The 13916-nt window shown below is 53.4% G+C and carries 19 protein-coding genes; 11 read left to right on the top strand and 8 right to left on the bottom strand.

Annotation, left to right across the window (positions count from 1 at the left end):
* Window positions 1-251: 251 nt before the first annotated feature.
* From Q3970_RS10215 to Q3970_RS10200, 4 genes are all read right to left on the bottom strand, one after another.
* On the bottom strand, window positions 252-1184 hold the full coding sequence (locus tag Q3970_RS10215; protein WP_303100466.1) for an electron transfer flavoprotein subunit alpha/FixB family protein: 933 nt from the start codon (window positions 1182-1184) through the stop codon (window positions 252-254).
* Between the two features lie 13 nt (window positions 1185-1197).
* Window positions 1198-1947: an electron transfer flavoprotein subunit beta/FixA family protein gene (locus tag Q3970_RS10210; protein ID WP_257067704.1), complete on the bottom strand. Its 750-nt coding sequence runs from the start codon at window positions 1945-1947 to the stop codon at window positions 1198-1200.
* 221 nt (window positions 1948-2168) lie between these two features.
* Window positions 2169-3143: a lipopolysaccharide heptosyltransferase I gene (gene waaC / locus Q3970_RS10205; RefSeq protein WP_303100465.1), complete on the bottom strand. Its 975-nt coding sequence runs from the start codon at window positions 3141-3143 to the stop codon at window positions 2169-2171.
* A gap of 50 nt (window positions 3144-3193) precedes the next feature.
* A complete protein-coding gene (locus Q3970_RS10200) occupies window positions 3194-3829 on the bottom strand; it encodes a nicotinamidase (RefSeq protein WP_303100464.1) in 636 nt (211 codons plus the stop codon).
* Window positions 3830-3932: 103 nt separating this feature from the next.
* On the opposite strand from Q3970_RS10200, the gene tsaA reads away from it, so the two are divergent.
* The 5 genes from tsaA to Q3970_RS10175 all read left to right on the top strand — a co-directional run bounded on the left by tsaA (window position 3933) and on the right by Q3970_RS10175 (window position 6971).
* Window positions 3933-4616, top strand: a complete 684-nt coding sequence (tsaA, locus tag Q3970_RS10195; protein WP_303100469.1) for a tRNA (N6-threonylcarbamoyladenosine(37)-N6)-methyltransferase TrmO — start codon at window positions 3933-3935, stop codon at window positions 4614-4616.
* A 102-nt stretch (window positions 4617-4718) separates the two neighbouring features.
* Window positions 4719-5240 (top strand): superoxide dismutase family protein, encoded by a 522-nt coding sequence (locus Q3970_RS10190; RefSeq protein ID WP_303100463.1) that lies wholly within the window; start codon window positions 4719-4721, stop codon window positions 5238-5240.
* A 405-nt stretch (window positions 5241-5645) separates the two neighbouring features.
* Window positions 5646-5888, top strand: coding sequence for a hypothetical protein (locus tag Q3970_RS10185; RefSeq protein WP_303100462.1), 243 nt, complete (start codon window positions 5646-5648; stop codon window positions 5886-5888).
* Between the two features lie 587 nt (window positions 5889-6475).
* A complete protein-coding gene (locus tag Q3970_RS10180) occupies window positions 6476-6694 on the top strand; it encodes a hypothetical protein (RefSeq protein WP_303100461.1) in 219 nt (72 codons plus the stop codon).
* Window positions 6695-6791: 97 nt separating this feature from the next.
* Complete coding sequence (locus Q3970_RS10175; protein WP_303100460.1) at window positions 6792-6971, top strand: hypothetical protein; 180 nt, start codon at window positions 6792-6794, stop codon at window positions 6969-6971.
* Window positions 6972-7072: 101 nt separating this feature from the next.
* On the opposite strand, the gene Q3970_RS10170 is transcribed toward Q3970_RS10175, so the two are convergent.
* Window positions 7073-8023: a D-2-hydroxyacid dehydrogenase gene (locus Q3970_RS10170; protein ID WP_303100459.1), complete on the bottom strand. Its 951-nt coding sequence runs from the start codon at window positions 8021-8023 to the stop codon at window positions 7073-7075.
* Between the two features lie 333 nt (window positions 8024-8356).
* On the opposite strand from Q3970_RS10170, the gene Q3970_RS10165 reads away from it, so the two are divergent.
* A complete protein-coding gene (locus Q3970_RS10165) occupies window positions 8357-8584 on the top strand; it encodes a DUF2061 domain-containing protein (protein WP_303100458.1) in 228 nt (75 codons plus the stop codon).
* A gap of 51 nt (window positions 8585-8635) precedes the next feature.
* Complete coding sequence (locus Q3970_RS10160; RefSeq protein ID WP_303100468.1) at window positions 8636-8965, top strand: FKBP-type peptidyl-prolyl cis-trans isomerase; 330 nt, start codon at window positions 8636-8638, stop codon at window positions 8963-8965.
* 92 nt (window positions 8966-9057) lie between these two features.
* Here the strand turns inward: Q3970_RS10160 and Q3970_RS10155 are convergent, their stop codons facing one another.
* Entirely contained in the window at window positions 9058-10407 is a 1350-nt protein-coding gene (locus Q3970_RS10155; protein WP_303100457.1) for an MFS transporter, read from the bottom strand.
* A gap of 355 nt (window positions 10408-10762) precedes the next feature.
* Here Q3970_RS10155 and Q3970_RS10150 point away from each other — a divergent pair, with 355 nt between their 5' ends.
* Window positions 10763-11128, top strand: coding sequence for a hypothetical protein (locus Q3970_RS10150; RefSeq protein WP_303100456.1), 366 nt, complete (start codon window positions 10763-10765; stop codon window positions 11126-11128).
* Window positions 11129-11272: 144 nt separating this feature from the next.
* Here Q3970_RS10150 and Q3970_RS10145 read toward each other — a convergent pair whose 3' ends face one another.
* On the bottom strand, window positions 11273-11746 hold the full coding sequence (locus tag Q3970_RS10145; protein ID WP_303100455.1) for a CYTH domain-containing protein: 474 nt from the start codon (window positions 11744-11746) through the stop codon (window positions 11273-11275).
* A gap of 14 nt (window positions 11747-11760) precedes the next feature.
* Entirely contained in the window at window positions 11761-12183 is a 423-nt protein-coding gene (locus Q3970_RS10140) for a CopD family protein (protein ID WP_303100467.1), read from the bottom strand.
* 128 nt (window positions 12184-12311) lie between these two features.
* Between Q3970_RS10140 and Q3970_RS10135 the strand changes: the two genes are divergently transcribed.
* From Q3970_RS10135 to Q3970_RS10125, 3 genes are all read left to right on the top strand, one after another.
* A complete protein-coding gene (locus Q3970_RS10135; protein ID WP_303100454.1) occupies window positions 12312-12605 on the top strand; it encodes a hypothetical protein in 294 nt (97 codons plus the stop codon).
* 170 nt (window positions 12606-12775) lie between these two features.
* Window positions 12776-13600: an iron uptake transporter permease EfeU gene (efeU, locus tag Q3970_RS10130; protein WP_303100453.1), complete on the top strand. Its 825-nt coding sequence runs from the start codon at window positions 12776-12778 to the stop codon at window positions 13598-13600.
* 20 nt (window positions 13601-13620) lie between these two features.
* A partial coding sequence (locus Q3970_RS10125) for a cupredoxin domain-containing protein (protein ID WP_303100452.1) occupies window positions 13621-13916 on the top strand: 296 nt, incomplete at its 3' end.

Genomic DNA, 13916 nt, shown 5'->3' with positions numbered 1-13916 from the left:
GGCTCGGCTCGGCTCGGCTCGGCAGTAAGCTTATTCAATTCATCATATAACTTTGAAATATTTACAGACATTTGCTTACCTATTCATGCTTGCATTTGTTTTCTCAAATATTAAAAATTACTTAAACATATAAATTATTTTCTATTGTTGAGTTTCTTGATAGCCCGCCGAAATAAATAAATTGGTATTAAACACAATAGCAAGGCCGTCTGAATCCAGTTCTTTCAGACGGCCTGTTTCACGTGAAACGTTCAGCTTTTCAAGGCTGCGGTTAATTGCGGCACGATGTCGAACAGGTCGCCGACAATGCCGTAATCGGATACGCTGAAAATAGGAGCATCCGGGTCTTTGTTTATCGCTACGATTACTTTGCTGTCCTGCATGCCGGCGGTGTGCTGGATGGCGCCGGAAATACCGATGGCAAAATAGAGCTGCGGGGCGACCACTTTGCCGGTTTGGCCAACTTGGGCATCGTTCGGGGCATATTCGGCATCGACGGCAGCGCGGGATGCACCAATGGCAGCGCCGAAAATATCGGCCAATGGCGTGAGCAGGGCATTGAACTGTTCGGCGCTACCCAATGCGCGCCCGCCGGCCACTACCACTTTGGCTTGGGTAAGTTCGGGGCGGTCGGATTGGGTGAGTTCGCGTTTCACAAAACGGCTCAGGTTTTGTGCGGGCGCGGCTTCCACCGTTTCTATTTGGGCATTGCCGCCGTTTTCTGCCGCATCGAATGCAGTGGCGCGGAAAGTAAGCACCAGTTTCGGCGCATCGCTCTGCACGGTTTCAAAAGCATTGCCTGCATAAATAGGCCGGATAAATGTTTTATCATCAACCACTTCGGTTAAATCGGAAATCTGCGGCGCATCGAGCAGGGCGGCGATGCGGGGGAGTAGGTTTTTACCGAAAGCGGTGGCCGTGGCGCCGATATACCGGTAATCTCCGGCCAGCTTTACCGCCAACGGGGTAATTTCTTCGGCAAGCGCTTCGCCGTAATAAGGGGCGTCCGCCAGCAAAACTTTAGCTACGCCGTTGATTTTCTTGGCGGATTCGGCCACTTCGGCAGCATTGCTGCCGGCCACCAGAATATGCACTTCGCCGAGTTTGGCGGCGGCGGTAACGGCGTGCAGGGTGGCGGGGTTTAACTGTTGGTTATTGTGTTCTGCAATAATTAAAACGCTCATGTCTCGCCCCTTCTCAAATAACTTTGGCTTCGTTTTTCAATTTTTCAACCAGTTCGGCAACGCTGCCTACTTTAATGCCGGCTTGGCGCGGCTTGGGCTCGGCCACTTTCACGACGTTGGTTTTCGGACTGATGTCCACACCCAAATCGGCCGGCGTGGTTTTTTCGAGCGGCTTTTTCTTGGCTGCCATAATATTGGGCAGTTTTACGAAACGCGGCTCGTTCAAACGCAAATCGGCGCTGATTACGGCGGGCAGTTTCAAAGCCAGCGTTTCTTCACCGCCGTCCACTTCGCGGGTAACCAGCACTTCACTGTTTTCCAGCGCCACTTTGCAGGCAAACGTGCCTTGTGCGGCGCCGAGCAGGGCGGCCAGCATTTGCGCGGTTTGGTTGGCATCGTCGTCGATGGCCTGTTTGCCCAGCAATAAAAGCTGCGGCGCTTCTTTGTCGGCAACGGCTTTCAGTAGTTTGGCTACCGCCAACGGCTCCAGTTTGGCATCGGTTTCCACATGAACGGCACGGTCGGCGCCCATTGCCAAAGCGGTGCGCAGGGTTTCTTCGCTTTTTTTACCGCCCAGCGACACCGCCACGATTTCGCTGATTTTGCCCGCTTCTTTCAAGCGCACGGCTTCTTCTACGGCCACTTCGTCAAACGGGTTCATCGACATTTTGACATTGTCGATATCCACATCCGAACCGTCGGCTTTCACGCGGACTTTGACGTTATAGTCCACCACTCGTTTTACGGCAACCAGTGCTTTCATAAACTCTCCTTGAGCCGGGCTTCCGGCAGTAATCGGTTAAACGGTTTTTGCAGAAAAAACAACACGCCCGTTCTGCAAAAACGGCTCGCACCGCCAAACGGAATAGGGATTATACCCGAATTAAAGTAATTGCTCTCAAGCATTTATATGATGTATGGCAAATATCGGGAAACTACACAGGCCGTCTGAAAACGGCATAATGGCAGCCCTGCTTTCATTTTTCAGACGGCCTCAGATTTGGCCCGAATACACGATAACAAGCTCTGATAAACGTCTTCCGCATCAGGAATCTGCGCCACATTGCCGAGATTCACTGCCCACGGCGAAACCTGCACGCCGGTTTTGGCCGGGTCGGTATCGGTATAGATGCCGACAACAGGCGTATCCAGCGCATTGGCAAGGTGCAGCAGGCCGGTATCCACACCAATCACGCCGGCGGCATTATCGAGCAGAAAAGCGGCCTGCAACAGGTTCAGCTTGTCGCACACGCGGGCAAACGGCAGTTTGGCGGCGATGTTTTCCGCCCGCAGTTTTTCCGTTTCATTACCCCACGGCAGGTAAACGGGGCTGCCGCTGCCGTCATACAGCTTTTGCAATAACTCGAGCCAATGGTTTTGCGGCCACAGTTTGCTGTCGCGGCTGGTGGCGTGCAGGGCAACGTAATAATGCCCTGGCAAATCTTTCAGACGGCCTTCCGGCGGCACGCTCAGCCCGAATCGCTGTTCGGCGGGCATTTCATAACTGAACGCCAGCGCAAACAAAGCACGGTTGCGCCAAACGGCGTTTCTGCCCTTAGGCACGGCATAAGTTTGGTTATAGGTTAGCGCCGCCCAGCGTTCGCGTGCACTGTTGAAATCCAAGCCTTTCACGGGTGAATTGGCAGTTTTCGCAAACAGCGCGCTCTTCATCAACCCTTGGCTGTCTAACACAAAATCGAATTGCTGCCGTTGCAAAACGCTTTTCAGACGGCCTATTTCGCGCCATGTTTCCGCCCGATTTAATTGTTTGCGCCATTGCCGCCAGCGCATCGCGTGCACTTCTTTCACAAACGGATGCAGGCGGGCGATGTCGGCAAAACCCGCTTCACTCAACCAATGCAGCTCCACATCGGGGCGCATACGCGATAAATCACTCACCGCAGGCAGTGTGTGGATTAAATCACCCATGCTCGAGAGCCTTACCAACAGTATTTTCATTGCGCCCAATCCGTCAATGAGCTCCATGTTTCACGTGAAACACAATCAACTTATTGATTTTTAATATAATCTGAAATTGCATCGGCGTTCTCCAACACCACCGCGCCGGCATCTATCATTTCGTTCCATGCCGTTTCCACGGTTTCAGGCGCGATGCCCCGGCATGCTGCCGCATTCACGACCACTTTCCAGCCGCCGCCTTTCAAAAGCTGTAAAACCGTTGTTTTTACACAATAATCCGTAGCCAATCCACCCACAATAATGATTTCAGCCCCTTTGCTGCGCAACCATTCGATCAGCCCCGTGCTGAGCTTTTCGCCGATATCGTGAAAACAGGCGCCGTAGGGGTGGATCTCGGGATCGACGCCTTTCCATACGCAATAATCGTATTCTTTGGCCGACGGCAGGCCGTCGAGCAGCTCGTAGCCCCTGCTGCCCACAATCGCGTGGGAAACCCAAGTAACATCGGCTTCGGGCAGCCCGGTGGGCTTAAGCATATCGGCCGCATCCGCCACCAGCCATTTGGCTGCGGGGCTATGCGCGTCTTTCGTCATCACCCGCAAATCCGCCAATGCAGCCTGCGCGTTCAACTCCGCCACAATCGTATCGCCCTCAACCACCGGCAGCTCGTTCGGGCATAACGGCGAAAAGGTTTTCTGGGCATCAACGTCTATCGACACTATCATAAAACAGGCTCTCGGTTTTCAGCAGCCGCCATTATAGCAAAGGCCGTCTGAAACCGATAACGGTGTTATGATGAGCCTTTCCAACGGCTTTTCAGACGGCCTTATGCAACACACCATCACCCCCATCGCCACCGTGCATTCCCCCTACAAGCAAAAATTCGGCGTTGCCCGCCAGCCCGGCCTCGTACCCGCCGCCGAAGTGTGCATCGAGCTTGAGCCGGCTTTTTCCGCCGACAGCGTGCGCGGTTTGGAAAATTTCGATTATGTGTGGATCAGTTTTATTTTCCACGATGTTTTAAACGAAGGCTGGTCGCCGCTGGTGCGCCCGCCGCGCTTGGGCGGCAAACAGAAAATGGGCGTGTTTGCCACCCGCAGCCCGCACCGGCCCAATCATCTCGGTCTGTCGCTGCTGAAGCTCGAACGCATCGAAACCGCCCGCCCCGTGCGCCTGTATTGCAGCGGTGCCGACCTGCTCGACGGCACCCCCGTCGTCGATATCAAACCCTATATTCCGTTTGTGGAAGCCAAACCCGATGCCGCAGGCGGTTTCGCCGCCGCCAAGCCAAACGAATTGTCTGTAAGCTGGCAGCCCGGCTGCGGGGCAGAGCATCTCACCCGGGCCGAGCGCGACTTAATCGGCCAAAGCATCGCCCAAGACCCGCGCCCCGCCTATCAAGACATTCCCGAACGGGTGTATGCAATGGATATTTCGGCCTACGGTGTGAAGTTTCAAATCAACGGCGGCAACGCCGTGGTGCTGGCGGTAGAAAAGCGCGGTGCGGAATAAAAACAAACCGGTCCGTTTGAACTTTAAGCGGATAAGGCCGTCTGAAATACAATAAGGCATAACACCTGCAGAATGCCCCACCAACCGATAAGGAGAATCCCCATGAAAAAACTGCTCGCCGCTTTACTTTGCGCCACTTCTTTCGGCGCCTACGCCCAAACCGACATCATCGTGCCCGTGTCGCGGCTCGACATCGAAAAAGGCAACGCCCCGATCGGTGAAATCCGCATCAGCCAAAGCAAATACGGCGCGGTATTCACGCCCAAACTACAAGGCCTGAAAGCCGGAATCTACGGTTTTCACGTTCACGAAAAACCCAGTTGCGCCCCTGCCGAAAGCAACGGCAAACTAACGGCCGGCATGGCCGCCGGCGGACACTGGGATCCGAAAAAAACCGGCGCCCACAAAGGCCCGTGGGATGACGGCGGACACTTAGGCGACCTGCCCGCACTGGCCGTGGCCGAAAACGGCCGTATCCAACCCGTGGTTGCCCCGCGCATCAAAAACATCAACAGCCTGCGCGGGCATTCGCTGATGATTCATGAAGGCGGCGACAACTACAGCGACCAACCCGCCGCATTGGGCGGCGGCGGCGGGCGCATGGCCTGCGGGATAATCAAATAACCGCGCATACCGAAACACCTGAGGCCGTCTGAAAAAAATCAGACGGCCTCAGGTGCTTTTGCCGAAATCCCGGCCGGAGGCCTCTGCAAAACTCTTTCCGATACCTTAAAACACTTGCGTCATGCCCTGTACTGACCCGGGCATCTTTTTGTTTTAGAAGAAAAAGGGACACCCGGATCAAGCCCGGGCATGACGGAATATAAAAAACATCGCATCGATTTAAATGTAATAAAAAATATGCGTATCCTCACAGAATAAATAAAAATTAACTTCTCTTTTTTTTCAAAAAATAAGTTAAGTTGTTGAAACAAAATTCAACCCACACCCCTCAAACATACCGGGAACAGTTGATAAAAGCTGTTTCTCTTTTCTTTTGATTTTCTATTTTTTTTAAGGAGTAATCAAATGCAAACTTTGATGAATGGTTTCGGCCACGAATTAAGCATGGCTGAATTGGAGTTGGTTGCAGGCGGTTTCAACTGGGGCAATGTCGATTTCGGCAAAGCTGCAGCAATCGGCCTGACAACAGGAGCCACTGCAGGGGCTGCCGGTTTAGTAGGAGGCCCAAAAGTTGCAGGAGCAGCGGCTTTGGGCGGCTTTGTCGGCGGATTCGGCTCTACTGTCATTAACGACGGTTGGGAAAAATAGCATACCGCCATCTGACAATTGTCAGATATTAACCGATATGTCGGTTTTGTGCCGTGCCATAAACCCGGCATACCCATTAAGTTTTTATAATGGTTCCGATCATGAAATTCAGTTTGTTTATAGCGGTTACAGCAGTTGTTGTTTTCGTGGTTACCCTGACCATAAGTTATTTTTTTATACTTCATGATTTTTCACAATCTTTGAAAATCACCTCATTGGCTGTTTTAATTTTTATTCCGATGAATATATTACTTCAAAAAATTTTTAACAGGGATAAATTTAAATAAGTGTAGCCGTCTGCAGAGCAACGGGCAGGTTTACGGTTAATATTTTTCACAAAGCAGGCACCGTAAGCCGGATATACTATTATGGGAAGCCTGCTGCCGCTATCGGCATATAGCCATAATAAACATGCATATCCTCACAGAATAAATAAAAATTAACTTCTCTTTTTTTTTTTTTTTTTTCAAAAAATAAGTTAAGTTGTTGAAACAAAATTCAACCCGCACCCCTCAAACATACCGGGAACAGTTGATAAAAGCTGTTTCTCTTTTCTTTTGATTTTCTATCTTTCGAGGAGATACATTATGAAGAAACTGAATCAGTTTGAATTGAAAAATGTAAGCGGTGGCGGAGTGATCCGAGATGTGGGAGGTATGGTCGGTGCCAGATTTGGCGGGCTTCCCGGCGGCCTTCTCGGTTACGGTTTCGGATGGCATATTGAAAACTCAATCAAAACGGATGTCAATGCATTGGCCAACGATATTCAAAACCGGGTAAACAATGGTGAATACGTTCACGATTAATATTTAATAAGCAGGCACCGCAGGCTGAATGTTTCAATTACAGGAAATCTGCGGTCGCCATCAGTGCATAATATTAATGAACAGATAGGATGGGTTTATGTCTGAGCCTTATAAAAAAAGAGGATGGGCATCGTTTTTGATTTATGCAGTAATGATTTTATCTGCCTCCGCCCTAACCCGCCATTATGCCGTTGAAGACCCGGCCGCTTCATTGATTATTATCGTTTCTATGTTTATTGCGGAAGGTTTATACCTGCTCTACAGAAAAATAAGCTGATTCCGGCACCGTTATCATGACAATCAGTTGCAGGTTTTCCAATCAAAACAGGCTGAGACCTTTGCAAAGGCCTCAGCCTGCATACAATATTGCAGCAGCGTTCAAACCAGGTTCTGCGGCCTGCCCGCCGCAAAACGGTTGATGTTTTCCACCAATATGTCAAACAGGCGGTGGCGGGCTTCGGTGCTGCCCCAGGCCATATGCGGCGTAACAATCAGGTTGGGCAGGCGCGCTTTGAGCAGCGGGTTGCCGTTGCGCGGCGGCTCTTCGGTAAGCACGTCGAAGCCCGCCCCGCCCAGCGTGCCGTATTTCAACGCAGCCACCAGCGCGTGTTCGTCCACCAAACCGCCGCGCGCGCAGTTCACCAAAACCGCGCCAGGCTTCATTTGCTGCAGCTCGGCTTCGCCTATCATGCCTGCGGTTTGCTCCGTGAGCGGGCAGTGCAGCGAAATAACGTCGGCGCGGCGGACGGCATCGTCAAACGCCGTATACCCTTCGCGCACGCCGTCAGCGTGTTTGTGTTCGCCGAACAACACTTCCATACCGAATGCGCGGGCATAACCGGCCAGCGTGGCGCCGATGCCGCCGCGTCCGAAAATCACCAGCGTTTTGCCGTTCAAATCGCGCATCGGTGCGCCGAAATGGCAGAAAAACGGCGACCGCTCCCACACGCCGGCGGCAATATCGCGCTGGTAGGCGGGCAGGTTGCGCATCAGGGCAATCATCAGCATAAACGCGTGCTCGGCCACCGAATCGTTGCCGTAGGCACGGATATTGCACACCGCCACGCCCGCTGCTTTGGCCGCCGCCACATCAACGTTGTTGACGCCTGTGGCCGCCACCGCAATCAGTTTCAACTGCGGGTTGGCGGTGATATGCCCGGCATCAATCACCACTTTGTTGGTAATCACAATCTGCGCGCCTTGAATGCGTTCCGCCGTATTTTGCGGTTCGGTGTTGCCGTATTCGGCCAATTCGTATTTGAAATCAAAATCAAACGGTTCGTCCGCCAACGTGTCGCGGTCGAGCGCAACGATTTTCAGCGTTTCCATAATTATCATTTGCTATTGAATTTTTTAATCTGATAAAATTTAACTAATTAAATATTGACAGAATCAAATTTCTTAACCGCCGCCACCCCGATATGATGCTAATCAATATCATTTCAGACGGCCGTAGGGCGTGCCGTCGACAAGCTTGTGAAGCGGTTTTTTGAGGAAAAATCCGCAGATGCAAGGCAAAAAGCGCAGCAAGGTTGAACATCTTGCGGGCATTTTAGCTTCGCAAGTCCGCTACGCTACCTAACGCCGCAGATGCGGATTTTAACCAAAAATACCGCCGCAACGCTTTTTGGCGTGCCCTAAGGCTCTTAAAAGGAACCCACCATGTTGAAAACCATCACTTTCGCCATTCTACACTTCGGCGTGGCATTCGGCGTAGCCTACGCCTTAACCGGCAGCATCGGCATTTCGGGCGCGGTGGCGTTAATCGAGCCGCTGGCCAACACGTTTGTGTTTTATTTTCACGAAAAAGCGTGGAACCGCTACGAGAAAAAGAAAAACCCCCGCGCCCGCAAAAGCCGCTTTCCGCTGCACCAATGCGTGGGCAACTGATACCCGTTTTTATGTTATGCTTGCCGCCCCAATCCGATTATAGAAAGCACAATCATGAGCCTGATTATTGAAGACATCGAAACCGGCCACGGCAAAGAAGCCGTGAAAGGCAAAGAAATCACCGTGCACTACACCGGCCGGCTGGAAGACGGCACCAAATTCGATTCCAGCCTCGACCGCCGCCAACCGCTCACCATCACACTGGGCGTGGGTCAAGTGATTGCAGGCTGGGACGAAGGTTTCGGCGGCATGAAAGAAGGCGGCAAACGCAAGCTGACCATTCCGCCAGAAATGGGCTACGGCGCGCGCGGCGCCGGCGGCGTGATTCCGCCCAACGCCACTTTGGTGTTTGAAGTGGAGCTGCTGAAGGTTTACGAATAACCGGCGTGCGGTTCAAACAAACCGCAAACTTTGCAAAGCTTGAGGCCGTCTGAAAGTTTTCAGACGGCCTCAAGGCATTTCTACCCCCCAACCTAACCGGCCGGGTTGCCCATATCCTGCTCCGGCTCCGGCTCCGGCGGGGTATCCGCCTGTGCTTCACGCGCCAGCTCTTCGGCATAAACTTTCGCTTCGGCTTTATCAAACGGTTTGAGCACGCCGCCGCTGTTGCGCGGGTCAAGGTCGGCAATCACCGGGCCGGCGGCGGCAGGCATGTTTACGTGCATACTGCGCTTGTCTTCGGGCACCGCCTGCTGCTGTTTGGCAAACACGGCCAACAATGCCGCAAACACAACGAAATAGGCATAAAAACCATAGCGTTCGGCCTGATCCATCACCAAACCCAGCAATACCGGCGCCAGCATCGAGCCCATGCCGTAGCTGAACAGCAGGCTGCGGCTCACTTCAACCGTGCTCATCTCGTTGGGCAGCTGGTCGTTGGCTCGCGCCACGCTCAAAGCATAAAGCGTAAACAGGCCGATGCCGAACATAAACGCCACCGCATATTGCGCCCACGCGGCGGTGATGTCCGCCAGCATCAGCCCGATGCCCGCCGCCGCACCTGCGGCAGACACCAGCGAACAGGCCAAAATGGCGGCGCGGCGGCCGTGGCGGTCGGAAAATTTCGCAACCGGCAGCTGCACGGCAAACCCCATCACCATTGCCGTCATCAGATAAAACGAAATCTGCCGCACATCAAAACCCTGTTTGAGCAGGAATACCGAAGCCATAGTGAAAAAACCGTTCATCAGCAAGCCCGCCGTAAAGCTGCCCACCAGCGCCAACGGGGCGATGGCAAACAGGTGCGGCAGGCTGATACGCTGGCGCGGCGGCAGCTCGGGGGCATGCAGGCGGGTGAGCGCCACCGGCAGCATGGCCGCCATTACCATCATCGCCGAAACCGTGAAAATTTCGCTGTTGGAAAGCTTGAAACTCAACAGCGCGATACCGGCGGTAAACGAGATGTAGTACACCACGTTATACAGGGCCAGCACCCGCGCCCGTGCCGACGCAGTGCTGCGCTCGGCAAACCAGCTTTCCACAACCATCAGCAGGCTGTAATAACAAAAACCCAGCACCACCCGCAGCGCGCCCCACACCCACAAGTTGCCGGTCATCAAATGCCCCAGCGCCGCAATGGCAAACACCGCACCGAATGCGCTGAAGCTGCGGATATGCCCCACGCCCGACACCACGCGGTGCGCCGCTACCGTGCTCAAAGCCGCCCCCAGGAAGAAAGCGGCATTTAACACGCCGATGGCAGTGCTGTTCACTCCCATTTGCGAAAGTTCCACCCCCGCCGAATTGAGAAACAGGCCGAAACCGGCAAACAGAAAAAATACCGAAAAAAAGAGCGCATTGAATTTATCGGGCCGGGTCGTCATTCTGAAGGCTTTCACATGGGGTTGGGAGTAAGGGATTATAGGACGGACGGTGCGGCAGATACAGTAAAAACAGCGGTTGCGGCATATCCGGTTCAGAATCGGGGCAGGGCGGTTTCAAACGGATCTGCCGGGATTTTCAGACGGCCTTGCGCACGACAAAGCAGCCCGCCGTATCCGTTCACATATTCCCGGATTTAACGTCATATTTTTACACAATTTCTCAAAACGGCAGTTTTGCTTTATCAATCTGTTATTTATTAACCCGGCCTTAACCGTATGCAGGAAAACTCTCGCACCGGTCTGCCGTCAAACTATGGCTTGATAAACAGATAAAACCGAACCGAAAGGACGAACGATGAAAAAAACCGCTTTAACCTTCGCCGCACTGGCCTCTGCCGCCGCCTCTTTTGCCGCTGCTGAAAATATGCCGCAAACCGGCGGCGAGCAGGGCGCGTTTCCCGGCCTGCAGGAAGTGCAATACCAAGGTGTCAAACTGTCTGCCAAAAGCGACGACCGCACCAAATTCGTGTATGTAGCCGACAGTGTAAATGCCGTCCCCGCCGCAGCCGAGCCGGTCGCAGCCCCCGCTGATCCGATGGCCGAACCTGCCGACGAACCCGCGCCGGCTGCCGCACCTGCCGGCACGCCCGATCCGGCTGCCTCACCCGACGGAAGCGCTCCGGCCGCACCGCTGCCGCAAGACCCCGTTACCCAGCCGTAAAACGCCGGGTTTGAAGCAAAGGCCGTCTGAAAATGCATTTTCAGACGGCCTTTGATTCCAGCCGGCCCAAGGTCTGCCGACATTCAACGCAACGGCGGTATTTTGCCTCAAAAAACCGCTTCGCCGGTTAAATGTCGACAGCCTCTAACGCTTATCCCACTCCGAATACGGACGTCCGCTCAGATAAGCGTTGGTAAACCTGCCGTCGGACGTGATTTCCTCACCCAGCCATTCCGGCCTGGCAAATGCCGCATCTTCGCCCGGCAATTCCAGCTCCGCCACGATTAACGGCGCGTTGTCGCCGAAATATTCGTCGATTTCAAACACAAAACCTTTATAGTTAACTTTATAACGCCGCTTTTCGAGCTTAAACGGACACATGGTCTGCATCATCGTTTCGGCGTGCGCCAGCGGGATTTCATATTCGAACTCGCTGCGGACAACATCCGAAATATAGCCTTTGAGCGTGAGCCACGCACGGTTGCCGATGATGCGCACGCGTATGGTGCGCTCTTTTTCCACGCTCAGATAACCCTGCCGCATGGTTTCCGGCCCGCCCGCTTCAGCACGCCAACTGTCGTTTTTCAATAAAAAGCGGCGTTCGATTTCGATAGTCATTGTTCAGACGGCCTCTAAAATGGTTTGAATACAACAAGATATAAAGCAGCTATCATAATCACCGCAGGGATTTCGTTAAACACGCGGAACCATTTGTGCGAGTAGCGGTTGCGGTTGTCCTGAAAGTCCAAAAGCAGGCGGTAGCAATAAAAATGGTAGCCCAACAGCACCACGCCCAGCGTTACTTTAGTGTGCACCCAGCCCATGCCCCACCAGCCGGTAACAAACGGAATCACAAAGCCCGTCAACACTGCCCCGACGCCCAGCGGCGTCATAAATTTAAACAGCCGCCCGGCCATGCCCAGCAGGCGCAGGTATTCGCCGCGGTTACCCGCCTCAACCTGAGCGAGGTTCACATAAATGCGCGGCAGGTAAAACAGCCCGGCAAACCACGAAATAACAAAAAACACATGCAGCAGTTTGAACCACAAATACATTTCAGACGGCCTTTGGAAAATAACCGACATATTGTAGCCCTAAAAACCGGCCAAATGGTTAAGATTTGTTTAAAAAGTCATTATTTTTGCTAAAATGGCGCCGCATTTTACGGAAAGGAAAACCCCAAATGATCAAACAATTCGAAATCCACGGCGGCGTGAAAAAAGAGCTGCAGGCCTATCTCGACGGCCAAAACACCGATTTGAAAACCGCGATGGACAATGAAACGCTCAACCGCGGCGTAGCCGCGATTATCCACAACGGCCTGCCCGCCATGGTGCGAAAAATCTATCCGCTCGAAAAAATGCAAACGTTTTTCTGGGAAAAGAAAGACTTAATGGTCGAATTCGTTGCCGCCCGCCTGGCCGCCGCCGATAAAAAAGCCAAAGGCAGCAAAAACACCAGCCGGAAAAAACGCTGACCGCAACGCTTTCTGACTACACACCCCAAGATTACAGGGCCGTCTGAAACAGTTTCAGACGGCCCTGTAATCTTTTTTACTATTTCATTAATTATAGAAATAAAAACTATTTGCATTAATATTAAAATAGAGATATAACTTTAAATACCATCGTTTCAAACATCAAATCTATGTTTATCGCTTTTCTGATTATGCTGCGCGAGGGCATCGAAGCCGCGCTGATTGTGGGTATTGTGGCAGGTTTCCTGCGCCAGTCGGGCAACGGGCACCTGATGCCGAAAGTATGGCTGGGCGTGGTTGCGGCCGCCCTGCTGTGCTTGGGTTTGGGGTTGGCCATCCACACCGCCACCGGCGAGATTCCGCAAAAACAGCAGGAATTCGTGGTGGGCATTATCGGCCTGGTAGCGGTGGCCATGCTCACCTATATGATTTTATGGATGAAAAAAGCCGCCCGTTCGATGAAGCGGCAGCTTGAAGATTCGGTTCAGACGGCCCTGAACAAAGGCGGCAGCGGCCGGGCGCTGGTGGGCATGGCGTTTTTGGCGGTGGCGCGCGAAGGCTTGGAGAGCGTGTTTTTTCTGCTGGCGGTGTTTCAGCAGAGCCCCTCGTGGCGTATGCCCGCAGGCGCGGTGGCGGGGCTGGCGGCGGCCGTGGTTATCGGCGCGCTGGTATATCAGGGCGGTATGCGCCTGAATTTGGCAAAGTTTTTCCGCATCACCGGCGCATTTCTGATTATGGTGGCCGCCGGGCTCTTGGCCGGATCGCTGCGCGCGCTGCACGAAGCCGGTGTGTGGAACCGCCTGCAAACCATTGTATTCGACATTTCCCACATCCTGCATGAAGACAGCCCGCTGGGCGTGCTGCTCGGCGGCTTTTTCGGCTACACCGACCACCCTACGCAGGGAGAAGTGCTGGTGTGGCTGCTGTATCTGCTTCCCGTGATGTATTGGTTTCTGCGCGGCAGCCGGCCTGCCGTTTCCGAAAAATCCCCTTAACACAGAAAGAGGTTATGTTTATGAAACAGAAAAATATTTTGGTTTTGTCCGTGCTCGCCGCCTTCAGCTTGGCGGGCTGTCAGCCGCCCGAGGCCGAAAAATCCGAAGCACCTGCTTCCGGCGGGGCGGCTGCCGCCAATGCCGACGGTTCGGTCAACATCGCCGTCAACGACGAAGCCTGCGAACCGATGGAGCTTACCGTGCCCAGCGGCAAAGTGGTGTTCAACATCAAAAACAACAGCGGCCGCAAGCTCGAATGGGAAATCCTCAAAGGCGTGATGGTGGTGGACGAACGTGAAAACATCGCCCCCGGCCT

Source organism: Neisseria sp., from assembly GCF_030530745.1.
Taxonomy (GTDB): Bacteria; Pseudomonadota; Gammaproteobacteria; order Burkholderiales; family Neisseriaceae; genus Neisseria.
The sequence above is the reverse complement of the archived record's forward strand: the minus strand, read 5'-3'. Positions and strand labels throughout refer to the sequence as shown.

What these genes read in the sequence shown, in the direction of transcription:
- tsaA (WP_303100469.1), top strand. Translation starts at nt 3,933, where the DNA reads ATGCAACACACCATCACCCCCATCGCCACCGTGCATTCCCCCTACAAG.
- Q3970_RS10200 (WP_303100464.1), bottom strand. Translation starts at nt 3,829, where the DNA reads ATGATAGTGTCGATAGACGTTGATGCCCAGAAAACCTTTTCGCCGTTA.
- Q3970_RS10210 (WP_257067704.1), bottom strand. Translation starts at nt 1,947, where the DNA reads ATGAAAGCACTGGTTGCCGTAAAACGAGTGGTGGACTATAACGTCAAA.
- Q3970_RS10175 (WP_303100460.1), top strand. Translation starts at nt 6,792, where the DNA reads ATGTCTGAGCCTTATAAAAAAAGAGGATGGGCATCGTTTTTGATTTAT.
- Q3970_RS10190 (WP_303100463.1), top strand. Translation starts at nt 4,719, where the DNA reads ATGAAAAAACTGCTCGCCGCTTTACTTTGCGCCACTTCTTTCGGCGCC.
- efeU (WP_303100453.1), top strand. Translation starts at nt 12,776, where the DNA reads ATGTTTATCGCTTTTCTGATTATGCTGCGCGAGGGCATCGAAGCCGCG.
- Q3970_RS10215 (WP_303100466.1), bottom strand. Translation starts at nt 1,184, where the DNA reads ATGAGCGTTTTAATTATTGCAGAACACAATAACCAACAGTTAAACCCC.
- Q3970_RS10185 (WP_303100462.1), top strand. Translation starts at nt 5,646, where the DNA reads ATGCAAACTTTGATGAATGGTTTCGGCCACGAATTAAGCATGGCTGAA.
- Q3970_RS10135 (WP_303100454.1), top strand. Translation starts at nt 12,312, where the DNA reads ATGATCAAACAATTCGAAATCCACGGCGGCGTGAAAAAAGAGCTGCAG.
- Q3970_RS10150 (WP_303100456.1), top strand. Translation starts at nt 10,763, where the DNA reads ATGAAAAAAACCGCTTTAACCTTCGCCGCACTGGCCTCTGCCGCCGCC.
- Q3970_RS10145 (WP_303100455.1), bottom strand. Translation starts at nt 11,746, where the DNA reads ATGACTATCGAAATCGAACGCCGCTTTTTATTGAAAAACGACAGTTGG.
- waaC (WP_303100465.1), bottom strand. Translation starts at nt 3,143, where the DNA reads ATGAAAATACTGTTGGTAAGGCTCTCGAGCATGGGTGATTTAATCCAC.
- Q3970_RS10155 (WP_303100457.1), bottom strand. Translation starts at nt 10,407, where the DNA reads ATGACGACCCGGCCCGATAAATTCAATGCGCTCTTTTTTTCGGTATTT.
- Q3970_RS10140 (WP_303100467.1), bottom strand. Translation starts at nt 12,183, where the DNA reads ATGTATTTGTGGTTCAAACTGCTGCATGTGTTTTTTGTTATTTCGTGG.
- Q3970_RS10170 (WP_303100459.1), bottom strand. Translation starts at nt 8,023, where the DNA reads ATGGAAACGCTGAAAATCGTTGCGCTCGACCGCGACACGTTGGCGGAC.
- Q3970_RS10180 (WP_303100461.1), top strand. Translation starts at nt 6,476, where the DNA reads ATGAAGAAACTGAATCAGTTTGAATTGAAAAATGTAAGCGGTGGCGGA.
- Q3970_RS10165 (WP_303100458.1), top strand. Translation starts at nt 8,357, where the DNA reads ATGTTGAAAACCATCACTTTCGCCATTCTACACTTCGGCGTGGCATTC.